Genomic DNA, 17,856 nt, shown 5'->3' with positions numbered 1-17,856 from the left:
ACCGCGCCGCTCGCCGGCGCGGTTCCGCTTGCACCGTCGCAGTTCCTGCGACGCGCTCGTCTAGACTTCACCCCCTGATTCGCGCCGGCCACTTGGCTTTCGGCGCTGTCTTCGTTTTGTATTCCGCCATCCGGATCTCTCCATGCCGCACGCCGTCACCGCTTCGCCCCCCCTGCCCACCGCCGGTCATGCACGCGCGTGGTGGCGGGCGCCCGCCAGCCGCAGCGCATTGGCATGGCCGGTGCTGCAGGCGGCGCGGACGCACGACGGACCGCTGTTGCTGGTCGCCCGCGACAACCACGGCGCGCAGCAGCTCGAACATGATCTGCGCACGCTCGGCGGCGACGATCACGATCTGCCGGTGGTGCCGTTCCCGGACTGGGAAACCCTGCCCTACGACCGGTTCAGCCCGCATCCGGACATCGTCTCGCAGCGCCTCGCCGCCCTGCACCGCTTGCCCTCGCTGAAGCGCGGCATCGTCGTGGTGCCGGTGCAGACGCTGATGCAGCGGCTGGCACCGGTCCGGCATGTGTCCGGTGCGAGCTTCGATCTGGATGTCGGCCAGACGCTCGATCTCGACGCCGAAAAGCGCCGGCTCGAAAGCGCCGGCTATGCGCACGTGCCGCAGGTCCATGATCCGGGCGACTTCGCCGTGCGCGGCGGTCTGCTCGATGTGTATCCGATGGGCGCCGACCAGCCCTATCGCATCGAGCTGTTCGACGACGCGATCGAAACCATCCGCGCCTTCGATCCGGAATCCCAGCGCTCGCTCGACAAGATCGCCGCGCTGCGCATGCTGCCCGGCCGCGAAGTGCCGCTGGACGACGCCGCGACCGCACGCGCGATGGACACGCTGCGCGAGCGCTTCGACATCGATACCCGCCGCAGCGGTCTGTACCAGGACCTCAAAGCCGGCGCCGCACCGGCGGGCATCGAGTACTACCTGCCGCTGTTCTTCGAAGCGCCGCGACGCACCCTGCTCGACAAGGGCGAAGCGCCGCTGTCGACGGCGACGCTGTTCGATTACCTGCCGGCGAACACGCTGCCGGTTATCGACACCGGCGCGTCGCCGGCCAGCGATCATTTCTGGACGCAACAGGTGCTGCACCGCTACGACCAGCTGCGTCACGACATCGAGCGCCCGCTGCTGCCGCCGGCCGAACTCTGGCTCACGCCGGACGCACTACGCGAGCGGCTCAACCAGGGCGCGCGCGTCGAGGTCTGCGACGCCGAACATCCGCGCCACGCGCAGGCGTCAGCGCTCGGCGACCAGCCGGCCCCCGATCTGCCGCTGGCCGCGCGCGACCATACGCCGGCCGATGCGCTGGTGACCTTCCTCGGCAGCTATCCGGGACGCGTGCTGATCGCCGCCGATTCGGCCGGTCGCCGCGAAGCACTGCTGGAAATCCTGCACGCGGGCAAGCTGCGGCCTTCGGTACTGCAGGACTTCCCGGGCTTCATCGCGGATACGGACACGAAGTTCGCCGTCGCGATCGCGCCACTCGACAACGGCTTCGCCCTCGATGCGCCGCAACTCACGGTGCTCACCGAGCGCCAGCTGTTCCCCGAACGCGCCGCGCAGCCGCGTCGCCGCAAGCGGGCCGCGCGCGATCCCGAAAGCATCATCCGCGACCTCGGCGAACTGAGCGAAGGGTCGCCGATCGTCCACGAGGATCACGGCGTCGGCCGCTATCGCGGGCTCGTCGTGCTCGAGGCCGGTGGTCAGCCGGGCGAATACCTCGACATCGAATACGCCAAGGGCGATCGCCTCTACGTGCCGGTGTCGCAGCTGCATCTGGTCAACCGCTATTCGGGCGCGTCGCCGGAAACCGCGCCGCTGCATTCGCTCGGTGGCGAGGCCTGGACCAAGGCGCGCAAGAAAGCCGCCGACAAGGTCCGCGATGTCGCTGCCGAACTGCTGGAAATCCAGGCCAAACGGCAGGCGCGCGCCGGACTTGCGCTGGAAGTCGACCGTACGATGTACGAGCCGTTTGCGGCCGCGTTCCCGTTCGAGGAAACGCCCGACCAGCATGCAGCAATCGAAGCGATGATCCGCGATCTCGGCTCCAGCCAACCGATGGACCGCGTGGTCTGCGGCGACGTGGGTTTCGGCAAGACCGAAGTCGCGGTGCGCGCGGCCTTCGTCGCGGCCGCGGCCGGCAAGCAGGTCGCGGTGCTGGTACCGACCACGCTGCTCGCCGAGCAGCACTACCGCACGATGGCCGACCGTTTCGCAGACTGGCCGATCCGCGTCGAAGTGCTGTCGCGTTTCAAGAGCACCAAAGAGATCAAGACCGAGATCGGCAAGATCACCGACGGCACGCTCGACGTCATCGTCGGCACGCACCGGCTGCTGCAGCCGGACGTGAAGTTCAAGGACCTGGGCCTCGTCATCGTCGATGAGGAACAGCGTTTCGGCGTGCGCCAGAAGGAAGCGCTGAAAGCACTGCGCGCCAACGTGCATCTGCTCACCCTCACCGCCACGCCGATCCCGCGCACGCTCAACATGGCGATGGCCGGTCTGCGCGATCTGTCGATCATCGCGACCCCGCCGGCGCACCGTCTCGCGGTGCAGACCTTCGTCGTGCCCTGGGACGACGCGCAGCTGCGCGAGGCCTTCCAGCGCGAACTCAGCCGCGGAGGCCAAGTGTATTTCCTGCACAACGATGTCGAGAGCATCGGCCGCATGCAGCGCGAGCTGGAAGAACTCGTGCCCGAGGCGCGCATCGGCATCGCCCACGGCCAGATGCCCGAGCGCGAGCTCGAAAAGGTGATGCTGGATTTCAACAAGCAGCGCTTCAACGTGCTGCTGTGCTCGACGATCATCGAGTCGGGCATCGACATTCCCAATGCCAACACCATCATCATCAATCGCGCCGACAAGTTCGGTCTCGCCCAGCTGCACCAGCTGCGTGGCCGCGTCGGTCGCTCGCATCACCGCGCCTACGCGTATCTGGTGATTCCCGACCAGCGCTCGATCAGCAGCGATGCGAAGAAGCGGCTGGAAGCGATCGCCTCGATGGACGAACTCGGCGCGGGCTTCACCCTGTCGACCCACGATCTGGAAATCCGCGGCGCCGGCGAGCTGCTGGGCGAAGGCCAGAGCGGACAGATGGCCGAGGTCGGTTTCAGCCTCTACACCGAGCTGCTGGAACGCGCGGTACGCAGCATCAAGCAGGGCAAGCTGCCGGACGTCGACGATGTGGACGCGCGTGGCGCGGACATCGAGCTGCACGTGCCCGCGCTGATTCCCGAGGATTACCTGCCCGACGTGCACACGCGCCTGATGCTCTACAAGCGCATCAGCAGTGCGCGCGACATCGACAAGCTGCGCGAGCTGCAGGTCGAGATGATCGACCGTTTCGGCCTGCTGCCCGATCCCGCCAAACATCTGTTCCAGATCGCCGACCTGAAGCTGCAGGCGACCGCGCTCGGCCTGCGCAAGCTGGATCTGGGCGACAAGGGCGGCCGCGTGCAGTTCATCGAGAAGCCGAAGGTCGATCCGATGGCGGTGATCCGCCTGATCCAGGGGCAGCCGAAGCACTACAAGATGGATGGCCCTGACAAACTGCGCATCACCCTCGAACTGCCGGACGCTGAGACGCGCATCCAGGCTGCGCGTGGACTGCTGATCGCGCTGGCGCCGTCGCAGGCGGCGCGGTGATGCACCGCCAGGTCTGATCGTTCAGCGCGGTGCGTTGCCCGTGCTGGACAGAATCAGATCAGTAAGCCGCGTGTAGTCGCCGCCGAAGTGGTGACCACCGGGCAGCGTGCGCACGGTGACGTGGCCTGGCGGCAACGCCGCGCAGGTCGCATCGTTGTCGCCCTCGCCTTCGATGCACAGCGTGTGCTCGGCCGACAGACGCAGCACTTCGGGTGCGATCTCCAGCGCATCGTCGTCGCCGGCCGACAGCCAGTTGCCGACGTGGAACTCGAACGACGCGCGCTTGCCCAGTCCCATCAGCACGGTGTGCGCGACGGTCGCGCGCGTCGAGGCCGGCAGACGATTGACTGCGAACGGCAGCACGTCTGCGCCCTGCGAGTAGCCGATCAGCAGTACCCGAGGGCGCTGCCAGCGCGTGGCATACGCGCGCACTACGCGATCCAGATCGCGGGCGAGCCCATCGGGCGTGCGCGCGGACCAGAAATAGCGCAGCGAATCGAAGCCGACAACCGGAATGCCGCGCGCGGCGAGCGCTGCAGCGACTTCGGCGTCAAGGCCCGCCCAGCCGCCGTCGCCGCTGAGCAGTACGACGAACACCGGTTGCGCGGTGCCGGTTGCGGGCACCTCGACCAGCGGCAGATCACGCACGTCGGCTGGCGGTGGCGCGGGCTGCGTACGTGCCGAGGCCGTGGCGAATGCGCGCACGGCAGCGACCAGTGGCGGCACTGCGTTGCCGTGGGCTCGCACCGCGGCGCCGTTGATAGCGGCGGCGAGGGCCTGCAATTCCGGCAGTGCGCGCGCATCGCCCAGCGCCAGCCACGGCGTCGCCAACCTCGGCACCGCCTGCAACGCCACCGTCTCCGGTACCGGCGTCGACGCCTTGAACAGCGTGCCTGCGCCCTTGCACGGCGGCTTGCCGAGCGCGAGCGGCGGCAGCGCGCCGCGCGTGATCACGCCGGCGAACACACCGCGATTCGCCTGCGCGGCCATCGCATACACGATCGCAGCGCCATCGCCCTGCCCGACCAGCACCGGCGGCCGGTAATCCGGCAGCCGCGCGTAGCCCTGCAGCCAGTGCGAGAGATTTTCGAGATCGCCATCGGGGAACGCGCAGGGACCGGGGTCTTTGGCGAATGCGGCCTGCAGGCGCGCCACGTCGATCGCTGCGACCAGCGCACCGTCGCGCGCGAGCGCGGCCGCCGTCGCGGTGTCGTCGCCTGTGCCGAGCAGCAGCACCGTGTGCGTGGCGGGCTGCGCCGGACGCGTCAGGGCGACGTCGTGGAAGAAGCCGTGGCTGACACGCTCCTGCGCGAACGCAGGACACGCGCACAGCAGTGCGATCACACAGAAAACCAGCAGTCTCATTTCGACAGCACTCCACGATAGCCACCGGCGATCAACGCCGAGGCATCCGCCAGCACCAGCAACGGTGCCACGCCGCCGGGCGTGGCCAGATAACGCGCATCCCACTGCGGATCGAACTTGTCCTTGAACGCGCGCAGGCCGCGGAAGTTGTAGAACTGCTCGCCGCGCGCGAACAGCAGCCGGCCCATGCGATGCCAGTTCGGCGCGAGCGCATGCGCGGCCATGCCCGACAGCGGCGCCATGCCGAGGCCGAACCGCACGTAGCCGGCATCGGAGAGATGCTGCAGCAGACGCGCGAACAGAAAATCCATGGTTCCGGGCGGCGCATCGGGCAGATGCCGCATCAGATCGATGCTGGCTTCAGCCTCGCCGCTTGCAGGCGCACCGGCGACGAGCAGGCTCGCGAACGCGACGATCCGCTCGCCATCGCGCACGACCGTGACCGGATTGCGCGCGATGTAATCGGGATCGAACGCGCCGATCGAGAAGCGTTTCTCTGCAGCGCGATGCTCGCCGAGCCAGGCCTCGGACACCACGCGCAAGCCCGGCACCGCGGCCGGCACGTCGGCGGCGTCGATGATCGCGAAAGTCAGCCCCTCCCGCTCGGCCCGGTTCACCGCGGTGCGCAGATTGCCGCGCCGCTTGCCCTGCAGCGAAAAGCCGGTCAGCGGCACGCTGGCGTACTCGCCGAGCTTGAACAGTCGCAGGCCGGCATCGAGATACAGCGGCAGCGCGTCCTGCCCGACCTGGTAAAAACAGCCGCGCGCACCGGCGTCGCGGGCGTGTTCGAGAAAGCGCCAGACCAGTTCCGGCCACGACTCCCGCGGGCCGACCGGATCGAACAGCGCGATCCACGAGCGGCCTTGTCGTCCGTACATCAGGAATGCGTCGCCGGCTTCCGAGAACAGCAGATGCTTGTCGCCGGTCAGGACCAGTCCCGCATCGGCCTGGGACTGCGTGCGCAGGATCGCCTGGGCCTGCGCGAGCTGCGCGGCATCCGGCAAGGGCGGCGCCGGCATGCCCGGCCGCACCAGCTGGCGCAGCGCCAGCACCAGCGCGACCACTGCGACCGCGACCATCGCGCGCAGCGAACGCGGCGCCTCGCCCGACACCGCGAACTGCCACCACAGTTGATGGCCGTAGGCGACGTCGCGATAGGCGAAGAACAGCAGACCCGTCACCGCGACGCAGATTACCGCCATCGCCAGCAGCCAGCCGCCGGTGAACGGCACCGCCAAGAGCGACGCCCGGCGCTTGAACGAGCGGCGCGACGCGAGCAGCGCGACCAGCAGCGCGGACAGCACGACGGCCTCCGTCAGCGCCAGACCCTTGGGCAAGGCGAACAGCAGCGCGAGGGCGACCAGCAGGACGGCCGCCCACCATGCCGCATCGAGCCGCCGCAACAACGCGCGCGCGACGAACAGCAGCAGTACGCCGATGATCGAACTGAGGAAATGCGCCGCTTCGACCAGCGGCAGCGGCAGCACCTGCAGGGTCTGCAACGCGCGGCCGGTCGCCGGCGTCGCGCCGGAGACCAGCAGCATCACCGCCGCGACCAGCGTGGCGGCCGCGAGCACACGCGGCGCCAGGCCGGACAGGAAGCGCCGCGCCGGCGTCGCCAGCTGGCCGGTCTCGTGGACGATCAGCACGCCCAGCGCGATCAGCAGCGGCAGCACGTAATAGACGAGCCGGTACAGCACCAGCGCGCCGGCCAGTTCGCCTGCCGGCACGCTGCTGCCGAGCGCGACCAGCATCACCGCCTCGAACACACCCAGTCCGCCGGGCACGTGGCTGATGACGCCGATGACGACGGCCGCCGCATAGAACCCCAGGAAGGTCGCGAAGCCCACCGCGCCTTCGGGCAGCAGCAGCCACAGCACCGCAGCCGCCGCGGTGATGTCGAGCACCGACAGCGCCAGCTGCGTCCAGGCGAGTCGTGGCGAAGGCAATCGCACGCGGCCGATGCGATCGCGCACGTGACACAGCGCCAGCACCAGCAACACAGCGGCCAAGGCCGCTGCGCCGCAGACGGCGACCGCCAACGCCGGCAGACGCAACAACGGCGCGAGCGCGGCGGCATCCCACCACAGGCCGGCACCCCCGACCGCGCAGGCGCCGAGCCCGAACACCAGCGCATTGAAGACGATCGCGCGCGAGACATCGGCAGGCTCCACGCCGGCCGCGCCGTAAAGCCGCATCCGCACCGCGCCGCCGGTGAACACGCCGAGCCCGATGGTGTTGCTCAGCGCATAGGCGACGAAGGCCGTCTTGGCGATCGTGCGCGGCGGCACGCGGGCGCCGACGTAACGCAGCGAGCTGGCGTCGTAACCGACCAGCGCGGCAAAGCTCACCGCGGTCGCGAGCACCGCGAGCGCGATCCGCGAGCCGGGCGTGGCCTCGATCGCGGCGACGATGTCGTCATAGCGCAGTTCGTGCCAGAAGCCGCGCAGCGCGAACACCAGCAGGGTGCCGATCGCCAGTATGCCGACGACGATCGCGATCCGGCGCAGAGCATCAGCGTGCGCGAGCACGCGCGCGACCAGTGCCTGCAGCGAACGCCGGGACGACAACGCCATGCGAACCCCTCGCCTGCGCCCTCACACGATTGCGGGGCGCGATGGCGGCGGAGCATACACCTGCGGCGCACGGACGGCGTCGCCGTCGGATTCCACCGCGATGCAGGCGGATGACGCGGTTCAGCGCATGCAGACGTCGCCGGATCGTCGGCGTGCAGCGCGACTCAGAGTCGCGAGAACGACCACGACTGCATGCGCCCGTCGCGATACGGCATGACGCCGTGGAACGCACGCGGGTCGGTGTCGAACACCAGCGGCAGGAACTGGCGGTCGCCTTCCCACAGCGGCAGTTCCAGAATGCGGTCGACGTCGACCCACTCCAGCGTGCCTTCCGGATTCGAGGTCATCGGCGTGCCCGCGAACGCCTCGATGACGAACAGGAAGCCCAGCCAGTCCTCGCCATGCTTGCCGAATCCGGGCCAGCTGATCGTGCCGCGCAGCGTCATCGCCTCGCAGGTGATGCCGGCCTCTTCCATGATCTCGCGGCGCATGCCGGCGACGACGTCCTCGTCCGGCTCGACCTTGCCACCGAGACCGTTGTACTTGCCGAGGTGATGGTCCCCGGGCCGCGCATTGCGATGGATCATCAGCACCTGGCGGCGGTCGGGCGAGAGCACGTAGCCGAGGGTGGCGACGATCGGGGTGTAGGGCATGGGAACGGCGTCGAAGATTACGGAAGCCGGCGATTGTAACGAGGCGGCGATCAGGTCCCGGTGGCTGTCGCAGATCCCCTGCCTCGTCGTCCCAGCGCACGCTGGGACCCATCTTGCGTTCCCGTCACTGGAGGACACGGCAAGAAATGGATCCCAGCGTCCGCCGGGATGACGGCACCGTTACCGAGGTGGCCGGGCCGGAGATGCGTCAGCCGCGCATTGCGCGCATGCGATCCAGCACCGACTTCAGCGCCAGCGGCCGCACCGGCTTGGGCAGCAGCGACAGGCTGGTGGCGAGCGCGTCGCTGCGGACCGCGCCGGTGTCGTCGGCGCTGACGATCAGCGTCGGACGCTCGCCGAAGCGCGCGGCGAGTCGCGTATGCAGCGCGATGCCGGTGTCACCGTCATCGAGGTGGTAATCGAACACCCACAGGTCGGCCGGCATCTGCATCAGCGCATGCGCGGCCGCATCACCATCGGCGACCGCGTCGACGCTGCAGCCCCAGCCCCGCAGCAGTGTCGCCAGTGCCGCGAGCGCTGCCGGATCGTTGTCGACGACCAGCACGCGCGCGCCGGCGAGCCCTGCGCGGGTGGGCGGCGGCGCGGCGCGATCGGCATGCGCACCCGCGACCGCGATCGAGAACACCGTCCCATGCCCGGTGCGGCTGCGCAGGGCGATCGGCGCGTGCAGCAGATGCGCGATGCGATCCGCGATCGCCAGGCCCAGACCGAGCCCCTGCCCCGCCGCGCCTTCGCCGCGCCGGAACTCCTCGAAGATCACCGCCTGCTGCGCGTCCGCAATGCCGGGCCCGGTGTCGTGCACTTCGATGCGCACTTTTCCATCCACGCGCCGCACGCCGATGAGTACGCCGCCGCGCCGGGTGTAGCGCACCGCGTTGCCGAGGAAATTCTGCAGCACGCGCCGCAGCAGCTGCGGATCACTGTCGACCCAGGCGCGGCTGCGCACGTAGCGGAAGGTCAGTCCACGCTCGGCCGCGAGCGCGGCGAACTCGGACGCCAGCGGTTCGAGCACCTCGGCCAGCGGAAACGCGCGCGGCTGCGGCACCAGGCCGCCGGCTTCCAGGCGTGACATGTCGAACAGGCCGGTCAGCAGATCGCTGGTCGAATCCAGCGCACCGCGGATCTGCCGCAGGCGCGGTTCCACATCGCCCGGCAACTGCTGCGACAGCGCATCGGTGAACAGCTGCGCGGCGTGCAGCGGCTGCATCAGATCGTGACCGACGGCGGTCAGGAAGCGGGTCTTGGCGAGGTTCGCGCGCTCGGCTTCGCGACGTGCCTGGTCGAGACTGTCGGTGCGCTCGGCGACGCGCTGCTCCAGCGTTTCGTTCGACAGGCGCAAGGCATGCTCGGTATGGCGGAACGCGGTGACATCGGTGAAGGTCGCGACGAAGCCGCCGCCGGGCATCGTGTTGCCGCGGATCTCGATGACCTGCCCCCCGGCAAGCCGGCGCTCGGCGACATAGGGCGTGCCCGCGCGCATGTGCCGCAGGCGCTTGTCGACTTCGGCTTCGACATCGACCGCGCCGATCAGGCCGCTGCCCACGTTGTGCCGCACCAGCGCCGCGACCTCGACGCCAACGCGCAGCAATGAAGCCGGATAGCCGAACAGCTCGGCGTAGCGCGCATTCCACGCGACCAGCCGCAGCTTGTCGTCGACGACGCTGATGCCCTGGGTCATGTTCTCCAGCGCCGCTTCGAGCACGCGCTGGTTGAAGCGCAGATCCTGCGAGGCCTCGCCGACGATCGCCGCGACGGTGTCGAAATCAGGGCCGGCATCGCGACGCGCGGCGTCGAGTAACAGACGCGCGGACGCCGCACCGAGCACGGCCGAGAGTTCGCGTTCCATTCGCGCCTGTACGCGCCGCGGGACGGGGCCCTGCACCGGTGCGTCCTGCAGCAGCTCGTCGACGCGCGTGCTCGACAGGAAGCGCCGGCCGGCACTCGCCAGTGTCTGCCGGTTCGCGCCCGGACGCCGCCGTCGCGCGGCCGCGTCGTCAGGCGAATGGCGCAGCGACAGCAGCAGCGTCAGCGCCACGCCGACGAACAGGCTCGCACCGACGGCGCGACCAAGCCGGCTCCAGCCGGTGAGTCCGAACAGACCATCGGGCGACAACCACGCGAGCGCGGCCGGCCAGGCCTGCAACCACGTCGGCGCATCGCCCGCGAGCATCGGCACCAGCATCACCCAGGCCCAGGCGGCGAATGCCGCGAGCACGCCGACCAGGGCAGCGAATGGCGGCGTCTGCGGACGCAGCACCGCGAAGCCGAGCGCGGGCACCAGTGTGGCCAGCGCCGAGAACGAGACCGCGCCGACATCGGCCAGCGCGTCGTTGCCGCTGACCATGCGGCTGTAGATCCAGCCCAGCAGCATGATCGCGACGATCACCCCACGCCGCAGCATCAGCAGCGCGCCGCGATGATCGTCGCCATCGCCGCGCGACCATGCACCGCGCAGCAGGCCCGGCGCGAACCAGTGGTTGCCGATCATCAGGCTCAGGGTCAGCGTGCTGACGATGACCATGCCGGTCGCCGCGCTCAGGCCGCCGAGGAACACCACCAGCGCAAGTCCTTCCTGCCCCATCGCCAGCGGCAGCGCGAGCGCGTACATGTCCGACGACACCGAATCGCCGAGCAATGCACTGCCCGCGCGCGCGAGCGGCAGCATCGGCAGTGCGATCAGCAACAGATACAGCGGGAAACGCCAGCGCGCCGCGCGCACATGCGATTCGTCGCGGCATTCCACGACGCCGACATGGAACTGGTGCGGCATGATGAACATCGCTGCTGCGCCCAGCAGCACCAAAGGCACGAAACCGCTGGCGCTACCGACCACCGGCGTCACGACCGCGGACGATGCAAGTTCTGGCAGACCCCGCAACCCGAACCAGACGAACAGGCCCAGCGCGAGCATCGCCGCGAGCTTGAACACCGATTCGAACGCCATCGCCAGCACCAGGCCCCGGTTGTGCCCCGCGGCGCTCGCGCGGCGCGTGCCGAACAGCATCGTGAACAGCGCCATCGCCAGCGCGACGTAGAGCGCGCTGTCCTGCCACGGCGCGACTGCGCCGGCCTGCGCCTGTGGATGCCCGAGCAGCGTCGCGTAGCTCATCGCCACCGCTTTCAGCTGCAGTGCGATGTAGGGCACCAGACCCAGGGCGACGACCAACGTGACCGTCGCCGCGAGCCAGGCATCGCGCCCGAGCCGCGAGGCGATCAGATCGGCCAGGGATGTCGCATTGCTGTCGCGCGCCAGCCGCACCAGACGCAGCAGCACCGGCCACGCCAGCAGATGGAACAGGATCGCGCCGAGAAACGTCGGCGGCAGTGGCCAGCCGTAGCGCGCGGCCTGCGTGACCGTGCCGTAGAAGGTCCACGAGGTGCAGTGCACCGCGAGCGACAGCACGTAGATGTGCCGCCAGCGCGCACCGAGCGCATCGGGGTGCCGCTCGCCGTAGACCGCGGCGGCGAACATCGCGGCCAGCCAGAGGCCGACCGCGGCGACGACGACGCCGACACTCAACATGCCGTGTTCCTGATGCGCGTTGTCGATGCCGCAATCACGGCGTGGCGTCCCCTCGATTCGCCGGCGAGCATAGCGCAGCGCGAGCCATGGTCCGGACGCGCGAAGGCCGCCCGCAGGCGGCCTCCGCTTCCATCAATCACGTCGGAACCGCGACGCGTCAGAAGTTGTAGCGCACCGACACGTACCAGTTGCGCGGCCAGCCGTAGTACGCGGTCTGGATGTTGCCGACGCTGGCGAACTCCTGGCCTTCGACCTTGTAGGTCTTGTCGGTCAGGTTGCGCACGCCGGCGCGGACCTGCCACACGTACTGCGGCGAATCCCACACGCCGTAGGCGCCGACCAGGGTGTAGGCGTCCTGGCTGAGGTTGACGCGGTTGTCGACCGACAGCCAGGTGTCACTGCGATATGACACGTCGCCGCCGACGCTGACCTGACCGCCGTTGGCGAGCGGGAAGCCGTGCTGCAGGGCCACGCGCGCAGTCCATTCCGGCGAGAACGGCACATGGTCGTGGATGACGTTCGGATCGAAGCCCGGATACGACGGGTCGAGACGGAAATCCTCGAAGGACTTGTACTGCGCGTCGAGATAGCCGACCTGTGCGCTCAGCGTCGTGGTCTCACCCAGCAACGCGCTGCCCTCGAACTCGATGCCCTTGATCTCGAGTTCCGCGGCGTTGAGCACGGGGAACGTGCCGACGTCCTGCGACACGCGGGCCTGGAAATCCTTGTACTCGCTCCAGAACGCCGCAACGCTGCCGCGCAGGCGGTTGTCTGGCGAATTGGCCTTCACGCCCACTTCGTAGGTCCAGACGAACTCCGGATCGAAGTCCGGCGCTGCCGCGTCAGTGCGCGTATTGGCGCGGCCGTTGAAACCGCCCGACTTGAAGCCGCGGTTCGCCGACACGTAGCCCATCAGATTGTCGAAGAACGCCTTCTGCAGGCTCACCGACGGCGTCCACGCGGTCCAGCTCTTCTTCGCGCTGAAAGCGACGGTCTCGTTGAGCGCGCTCAGCGGTGCTCCCCAGAACGTGCTGGTGCTGCGGTCGTAGTCCTTGGTGTCGCGGGTCCAGCGCAGGCCGGCCGCGAGCTTCCAGGTCGGCACGAACTCCCAGTTCGCATGCGCGAACGCGGCGATGCTCTCGGTGCTCAGATCGTCGGCGATGGTGCGCAGGAACGGCACGCGCGTGCCGGCGAACGAGAACAGATCGTCGGCGTAGGCTTCCTGGTAGGACGGCACGTCTTCCTTCATGTAGTACGCGCCGAACGTCGTCTGCAGGTTGCTGCCGTTGTCGTACTGCAGCTGGAATTCCTGGCTGAACTGATTCTGGTCCAGCGCCACCAGCACGTCGCCGAGTTCGAATTCGGAGGCGTCGATGTCGATGAAGGAATGCGTCTCCAGTTCCCGGTACGAGGTGATGCTCTTGAACAGCAGCGCATCACTCAGATCCCACTCGGCCGCCAGCGACACGCCCGAGTGCTTCAGCTCCTGACCCTGGTCGGGGCGGAACGACGTGCGCGCGGTGAAATCGAACTCGCCGGTCGGCGCAGGCAGCAGCGTGACCGGACCGAGCACGAGATCGGTGCGGCGCAGTGGCGCCGTCGGCTGGCCCAGCGACAGCGCGGCGTCCTGCTTGGTGTGGTCGATCGACAGCGTCGCGCGGAAATCGTCGGTCGGCTGGAACGCGATCTTGGCGCGGAGCGCGCGCGTGTCGTCGTCGTTGTAGTGCTTGCCACTCACGCGGTCGCGGATGAAGCCGTCGTGGTTGAGCCACGCGCCGGCGAAGCTCGCCGCCACGGTCTCGCTGAGCTTGCCGGAGACGTAGAAACGACCTTCGGCACGTCCGTGATCGCCGCCGGTCAGTTCGACTGCGCCGCCACTGTCGTCGAAGGGATTCTTGGTCGTGACCTTGATCGCGCCGCCGGTCGAGTTCTTGCCGTACAGCGTGCCCTGCGGGCCGCGCAGCACTTCGACCTGCTGCACGTCGAACAGCGAGAACAGCGCGCCGTTGATGCGCGAGTAGTAGACGTCGTCGACGTACAGGCCCACGCCCGGATCGAAGGTCTGCAGTGCGTCCGGCTGGCCGATGCCGCGGATGAAGGCATTGACGCTGTTGGCCGAACCGCGGCCCTGCACGATGTTGAGGTTGGGCACGGCGCCCTGCAGGCCGTCGATGTTGTTGGCCTGCAGGTCTTTGAGCTGTTCCTCGCCGAAGGCGCTGACCGCGACCGGCACATCCTGGATCGATTCACTGCGGCGACGCGCGGTCACGGTGATCGCGTCGAGCGTCGTGGCGGAGCTGCCGGTCTGCGTCTGCGGCGCCGGTTCGGCGGCCTGCTGCGCGTGTACAGCGGGCACGGAAAGTCCCAGACCCACAGCCAGACTCAGGGCGGTATGCCGGATGGTGTTGCGCTTCATTGTGTCCCCTCCCACGGGTCGCATATGTGCGGCACGGTGCCGCCCGAACGCAAGACTAGGGAGTGACGGCGGCGCGCGGCATCGTACCTTCGGACAATGGCCGCCGATGCGCGGCGACGCCGACACTGCGCCCCATCTGGCCCGCGGGCCGCGGGTGGTGTGGGGCGACATGGACTTTCTGATCGTACTGGGCGCGCTGGTGTTCCTGATGGTGGTCGCCTATCGCGGCTACAGCGTGATCCTGTTCGCGCCGATCGCCGCACTCGGCGCGGTGCTGCTGACCGACCCCACGCTGGTCGCGCCGATGTTCACCGGCCTCTTCATGGACAAGATGGTCGGCTTCCTGAAGCTGTATTTCCCGGTGTTCCTGCTCGGCGCGGTGTTCGGCAAGGTCATCGAACTGTCGGGCTTCTCCAAATCGATCGTCGCCGCGACCATCCGGCTGTTCGGCCCGAAGCAGGCGATGCTGTCGATCGTCGTGGTCTGCGCACTGCTGACCTACGGCGGCGTGTCGCTGTTCGTCGTGGTGTTCGCGGTGTACCCCTTCGCCTCCGAACTGTTCCGCCAGAGCGACATTCCCAAACGCCTGATCCCGGGCACGATCGCGCTCGGCGCCTTCACCTTCACGATGGACGCCCTGCCCGGCACGCCTCAGATCCAGAACATCATTCCGACCTCGTTCTTCGGCACCGATGCTTGGGCGGCGCCGGTGCTGGGCACGATCGGCGGCGTCTTCATTCTCGCCATCGGCATGACGTATCTCGAATGGCGCCGCCGCGCGGCGCTGCGGGCCGGCGAAGGCTATGGCGACCCGGCGACGCTGCTCAACGAACCCGCGCCGTTCGCCGGCGGCGCGCTCGCCAATCCCCTGATCGCGCTGCTGCCGCTGGTGCTGGTCGGCGTGAGCAACATCGTCTTCACCCGCTGGATTCCGACTTTCTACGGCGAGAGCCACAGCTTCCTGCCGAGCGTGATCGGCGATCCCGCGCCGGTCGTGCAGGAAGTCTCGCGGATCGCCGCGATCTGGGCCGTCCAGGGCGCGCTGCTGGTCGGCATCCTCACCGTGCTGGCGTTTGCATGGAAGCCGGTGCTGACGAGTTTCGCCGAAGGCACGAAGACCGCCATCAACGGCGCGTTGCTGGCCTCGATGAACACCGCATCCGAATACGGCTTCGGCGCGGTCATCGCCGCGCTGCCAGGCTTCCTGCTGGTGACCCGTGGCCTCGGCACGATTTCCGATCCGCTGGTCAATGAAGCCGTCACCGTGACCGCGCTCGCCGGCATCACCGGCTCAGCCTCGGGCGGCATGGGCATCGCGCTCGCCGCGATGTCGGAGACCTTTATCGCCAATGCGAACGCGGCCGGCATTCCGATGGAAGTCCTGCACCGCGTCGCGTCGATGGCATCGGGCGGCATGGACACGCTGCCGCACAACGGCGCAGTGATCACCCTGCTCGCCGTGACCGGCCTGACCCATCGCCAGGCCTACAAGGACATCTTCGCGATCACCCTGATCAAGACACTCGCGGTGTTCGTGATCATCGGCCTGTTCTACGCGACCGGCTGGGTCTGAGGGATTCGCGTCAGCGCTGCTGGCGCGCGAACTGCAGGATCGCCTGCAACGGCAGTGCGCCGGACTGGCGCGCGACTTCGCGACCACCGGCGAACAGCACCAGCGTCGGGATGCTGCGGATATGGAAGCGGCCGCCGAGTACCGGTTCGGCTTCGGTATCGACTTTCGCCAGCACGATCCGCGGCGCAAGCTGCGCGGCGGCCTGTTCGAACGCCGGCGCCATCGACAGGCAGGGCCCACACCACGGCGCCCAGAAGTCGACCAGCAGCGGCAGATCCGACTGCAGTGCGTGCGCGTCGAATGTGCCCGCGGTCAAAGTGATCGGGTGTGCCGGCAATAAGGCGGCCTGGCACTTGCCGCAGGTCGGCGCATCCGCCAGCCGCGCATGCGGCACGCGGTTGCGGGTGTGGCATTGCGGACAGGCGACGATGGCGGAATCGGTCATGGTGTTCTCCCTTCCTGCGCAGCGTGCATGCGCGCGCGTCGATACGTGGGCAAGATGTCAGTCCGCGTCAGGCAGCAGCCGCGAGATGAGCGCTTCGTAGAGATCGGGCAGCGCTTCGAGATCGGCGACGCGGATGTGTTCGTTGACCTGGTGGATGCTGGCGTTGACCGGCCCGATCTCGATGCACTGCGCACCCAGCGGCGCGATGAAGCGCGCATCCGACGTGCCGCCACCGGTGCTCTCTTCGGGCGCTGCGCCTGCGAATGTCGTCAGCACCTCGCGCGCCGCGGCGCGCAGCGGACCCTCCGGCGTGTAGAACGGCTCGCCGCTGCGGTGCCAGGCGAGCGTGTAATCGAGCGCATGGCGATCCAGCAACGCCGCGATCTCGGCTTCCAGCTTCGGCGCATCCCAGTGCGGCGTGTAGCGCAGGTTGAACTGCACGGTCGCGGTGCCGGGAATCACATTGGTCGCGCCGGTGCCGGCGGCGATGTTGCTGATCTGCAGGCTGGTCGGCGGAAAGGATTCGAAACCGTCGTCCCAGCGCCGCGCGACGAGTTCGGCCAGCGCCGGTGCCGCGTCGTGGATCGGGTTGCGCGCCTTGTCCGGATAGGCGACGTGGCCCTGCACGCCGCGCACGGTCAACGTCGCCGACAGGCTGCCGCGACGACCGACGCGCAGCAGATCGCCGAGCGTCGACGTCGACGATGGCTCGCCGGTGATGCACCAGTCGATGCGCGTGCCGCGCTCGGCGAAGGTGCGTGCGACGCGGCGCACGCCGTCGATCGCATCGCCTTCCTCGTCCGAGGTCAGCAGCAACGCAAGCGTGCCCGTGTGATCGGGATGCGCGGCGACGAAGCGCTCGGCCGCGACGACGAACGCCGCGACCCCGCTCTTCATGTCCGCGGCGCCGCGGCCGTACAGCACACCGTCGCGGATCTCCGGTTTGAAAGGATCCGACGTCCACGCCTCGACCGGCCCGCTCGGCACGACATCGGTGTGGCCCAGCAGCACCAGCACCGGTGCGCCCTGCCCGTGCGTCGCCCAGAGATTGTCGACATCGCCGTGGCGCATCGACTCGATCGCGAAACCTGCCGCCTGCAGGCGCGCGGCGATCAGCGGCTGGCAGCCGGCATCATCAGGCGTGACCGACTTGCGTGCGATCAGATCACGGGTGAGATCGAGGACGGCGCTCATGACGACGGATTTCCGAAAAAGTGCGAGGCCCGCCATCGTAACGGGCACCGCGCGCGCTCAGTCGATGTTGAAACGCTTCTTGAAGCCGTTGTCGCTGAAACCCTGACTGATCTCACCGTCATCGGTCACCACCAGCGGGCGCCTGATCAGCTGCGGATACTCGCGCAGCAGCAGCTTCCATTCCGCGTCGCTGGCGGCGGCCTTGCGGTTGTCCGGCAGCTGCCGCCAGGTCGTCGAGGACTTGTTGACCATCGCCTCGAAGCCGCCGAGTTTGCCGGCCCACTCGACCAGCGTCTCTGGCGTCGGCTTCGTATCCCGGTAATCGACGAACGTATGCGCGACGCCGAAGCGGTCGAGCCACTTGGTCGCCTTCTTGCAGGTATCGCAGTTCTTGAGGCCGTAGACGGTGGTCATCGCAGCTCCAGT

10 protein-coding genes are annotated in these 17,856 nt (G+C 68.6%); 2 read left to right on the top strand and 8 right to left on the bottom strand.

The features are described 5' to 3' along the window. Positions 1-142: 142 nt before the first annotated feature. Positions 143-3,664, top strand: a complete 3,522-nt coding sequence (gene mfd / locus AC3A4E_RS08330) for a transcription-repair coupling factor (protein WP_487631031.1) — start codon at positions 143-145, stop codon at positions 3,662-3,664. A 21-nt stretch (positions 3,665-3,685) separates the two neighbouring features. Here mfd and AC3A4E_RS08325 read toward each other — a convergent pair whose 3' ends face one another. The 5 genes from AC3A4E_RS08325 to AC3A4E_RS08305 all read right to left on the bottom strand — a co-directional run bounded on the left by AC3A4E_RS08325 (position 3,686) and on the right by AC3A4E_RS08305 (position 14,218). Beyond that, positions 3,686-5,029, bottom strand: a complete 1,344-nt coding sequence (locus tag AC3A4E_RS08325) for an AcvB/VirJ family lysyl-phosphatidylglycerol hydrolase (RefSeq protein WP_487631030.1) — start codon at positions 5,027-5,029, stop codon at positions 3,686-3,688. Further along, the gene (gene mprF, locus AC3A4E_RS08320) at positions 5,026-7,605 is read right to left on the bottom strand and encodes a bifunctional lysylphosphatidylglycerol flippase/synthetase MprF (RefSeq protein ID WP_487631029.1); all 2,580 of its coding nucleotides are present in this window, start codon (positions 7,603-7,605) and stop codon (positions 5,026-5,028) included. Before mprF ends, AC3A4E_RS08325 begins: the two co-directional genes overlap by 4 nt. A 164-nt stretch (positions 7,606-7,769) precedes the next feature. Further along, a complete protein-coding gene (locus AC3A4E_RS08315) occupies positions 7,770-8,258 on the bottom strand; it encodes an NUDIX hydrolase (protein WP_332077655.1) in 489 nt (162 codons plus the stop codon). Positions 8,259-8,466: 208 nt separating this feature from the next. Next, positions 8,467-11,802 carry a PAS-domain containing protein gene (locus AC3A4E_RS08310; RefSeq protein ID WP_487631028.1) on the bottom strand — a complete coding sequence of 1,112 codons (3,336 nt, stop codon included), beginning with the start codon at positions 11,800-11,802 and terminating at the stop codon, positions 8,467-8,469. 157 nt (positions 11,803-11,959) lie between these two features. Next, positions 11,960-14,218, bottom strand: coding sequence for a TonB-dependent receptor (locus tag AC3A4E_RS08305; RefSeq protein WP_487631027.1), 2,259 nt, complete (start codon positions 14,216-14,218; stop codon positions 11,960-11,962). A 106-nt stretch (positions 14,219-14,324) separates the two neighbouring features. On the opposite strand from AC3A4E_RS08305, the gene AC3A4E_RS08300 reads away from it, so the two are divergent. Then, positions 14,325-15,791 carry a GntP family permease gene (locus AC3A4E_RS08300; RefSeq protein ID WP_487631026.1) on the top strand — a complete coding sequence of 489 codons (1,467 nt, stop codon included), beginning with the start codon at positions 14,325-14,327 and terminating at the stop codon, positions 15,789-15,791. A 10-nt stretch (positions 15,792-15,801) separates the two neighbouring features. On the opposite strand, the gene trxC is transcribed toward AC3A4E_RS08300, so the two are convergent. The 3 genes from trxC to AC3A4E_RS08285 are packed head-to-tail and all read right to left on the bottom strand — an operon-like array spanning position 15,802 to position 17,844. Then, on the bottom strand, positions 15,802-16,236 hold the full coding sequence (gene trxC / locus AC3A4E_RS08295; RefSeq protein ID WP_487631025.1) for a thioredoxin TrxC: 435 nt from the start codon (positions 16,234-16,236) through the stop codon (positions 15,802-15,804). Between the two features lie 57 nt (positions 16,237-16,293). Further along, the gene (gene dapE / locus AC3A4E_RS08290; protein WP_487631024.1) at positions 16,294-17,430 is read right to left on the bottom strand and encodes a succinyl-diaminopimelate desuccinylase; all 1,137 of its coding nucleotides are present in this window, start codon (positions 17,428-17,430) and stop codon (positions 16,294-16,296) included. Between the two features lie 57 nt (positions 17,431-17,487). Next, positions 17,488-17,844, bottom strand: coding sequence for an arsenate reductase (locus AC3A4E_RS08285; protein ID WP_487631023.1), 357 nt, complete (start codon positions 17,842-17,844; stop codon positions 17,488-17,490). Positions 17,845-17,856: the final 12 nt, after the last annotated feature.

This window comes from Luteimonas sp. Soil_N_1, from assembly GCF_057656255.1.
This window is presented reverse-complemented; position numbering and strand designations above follow the sequence as displayed.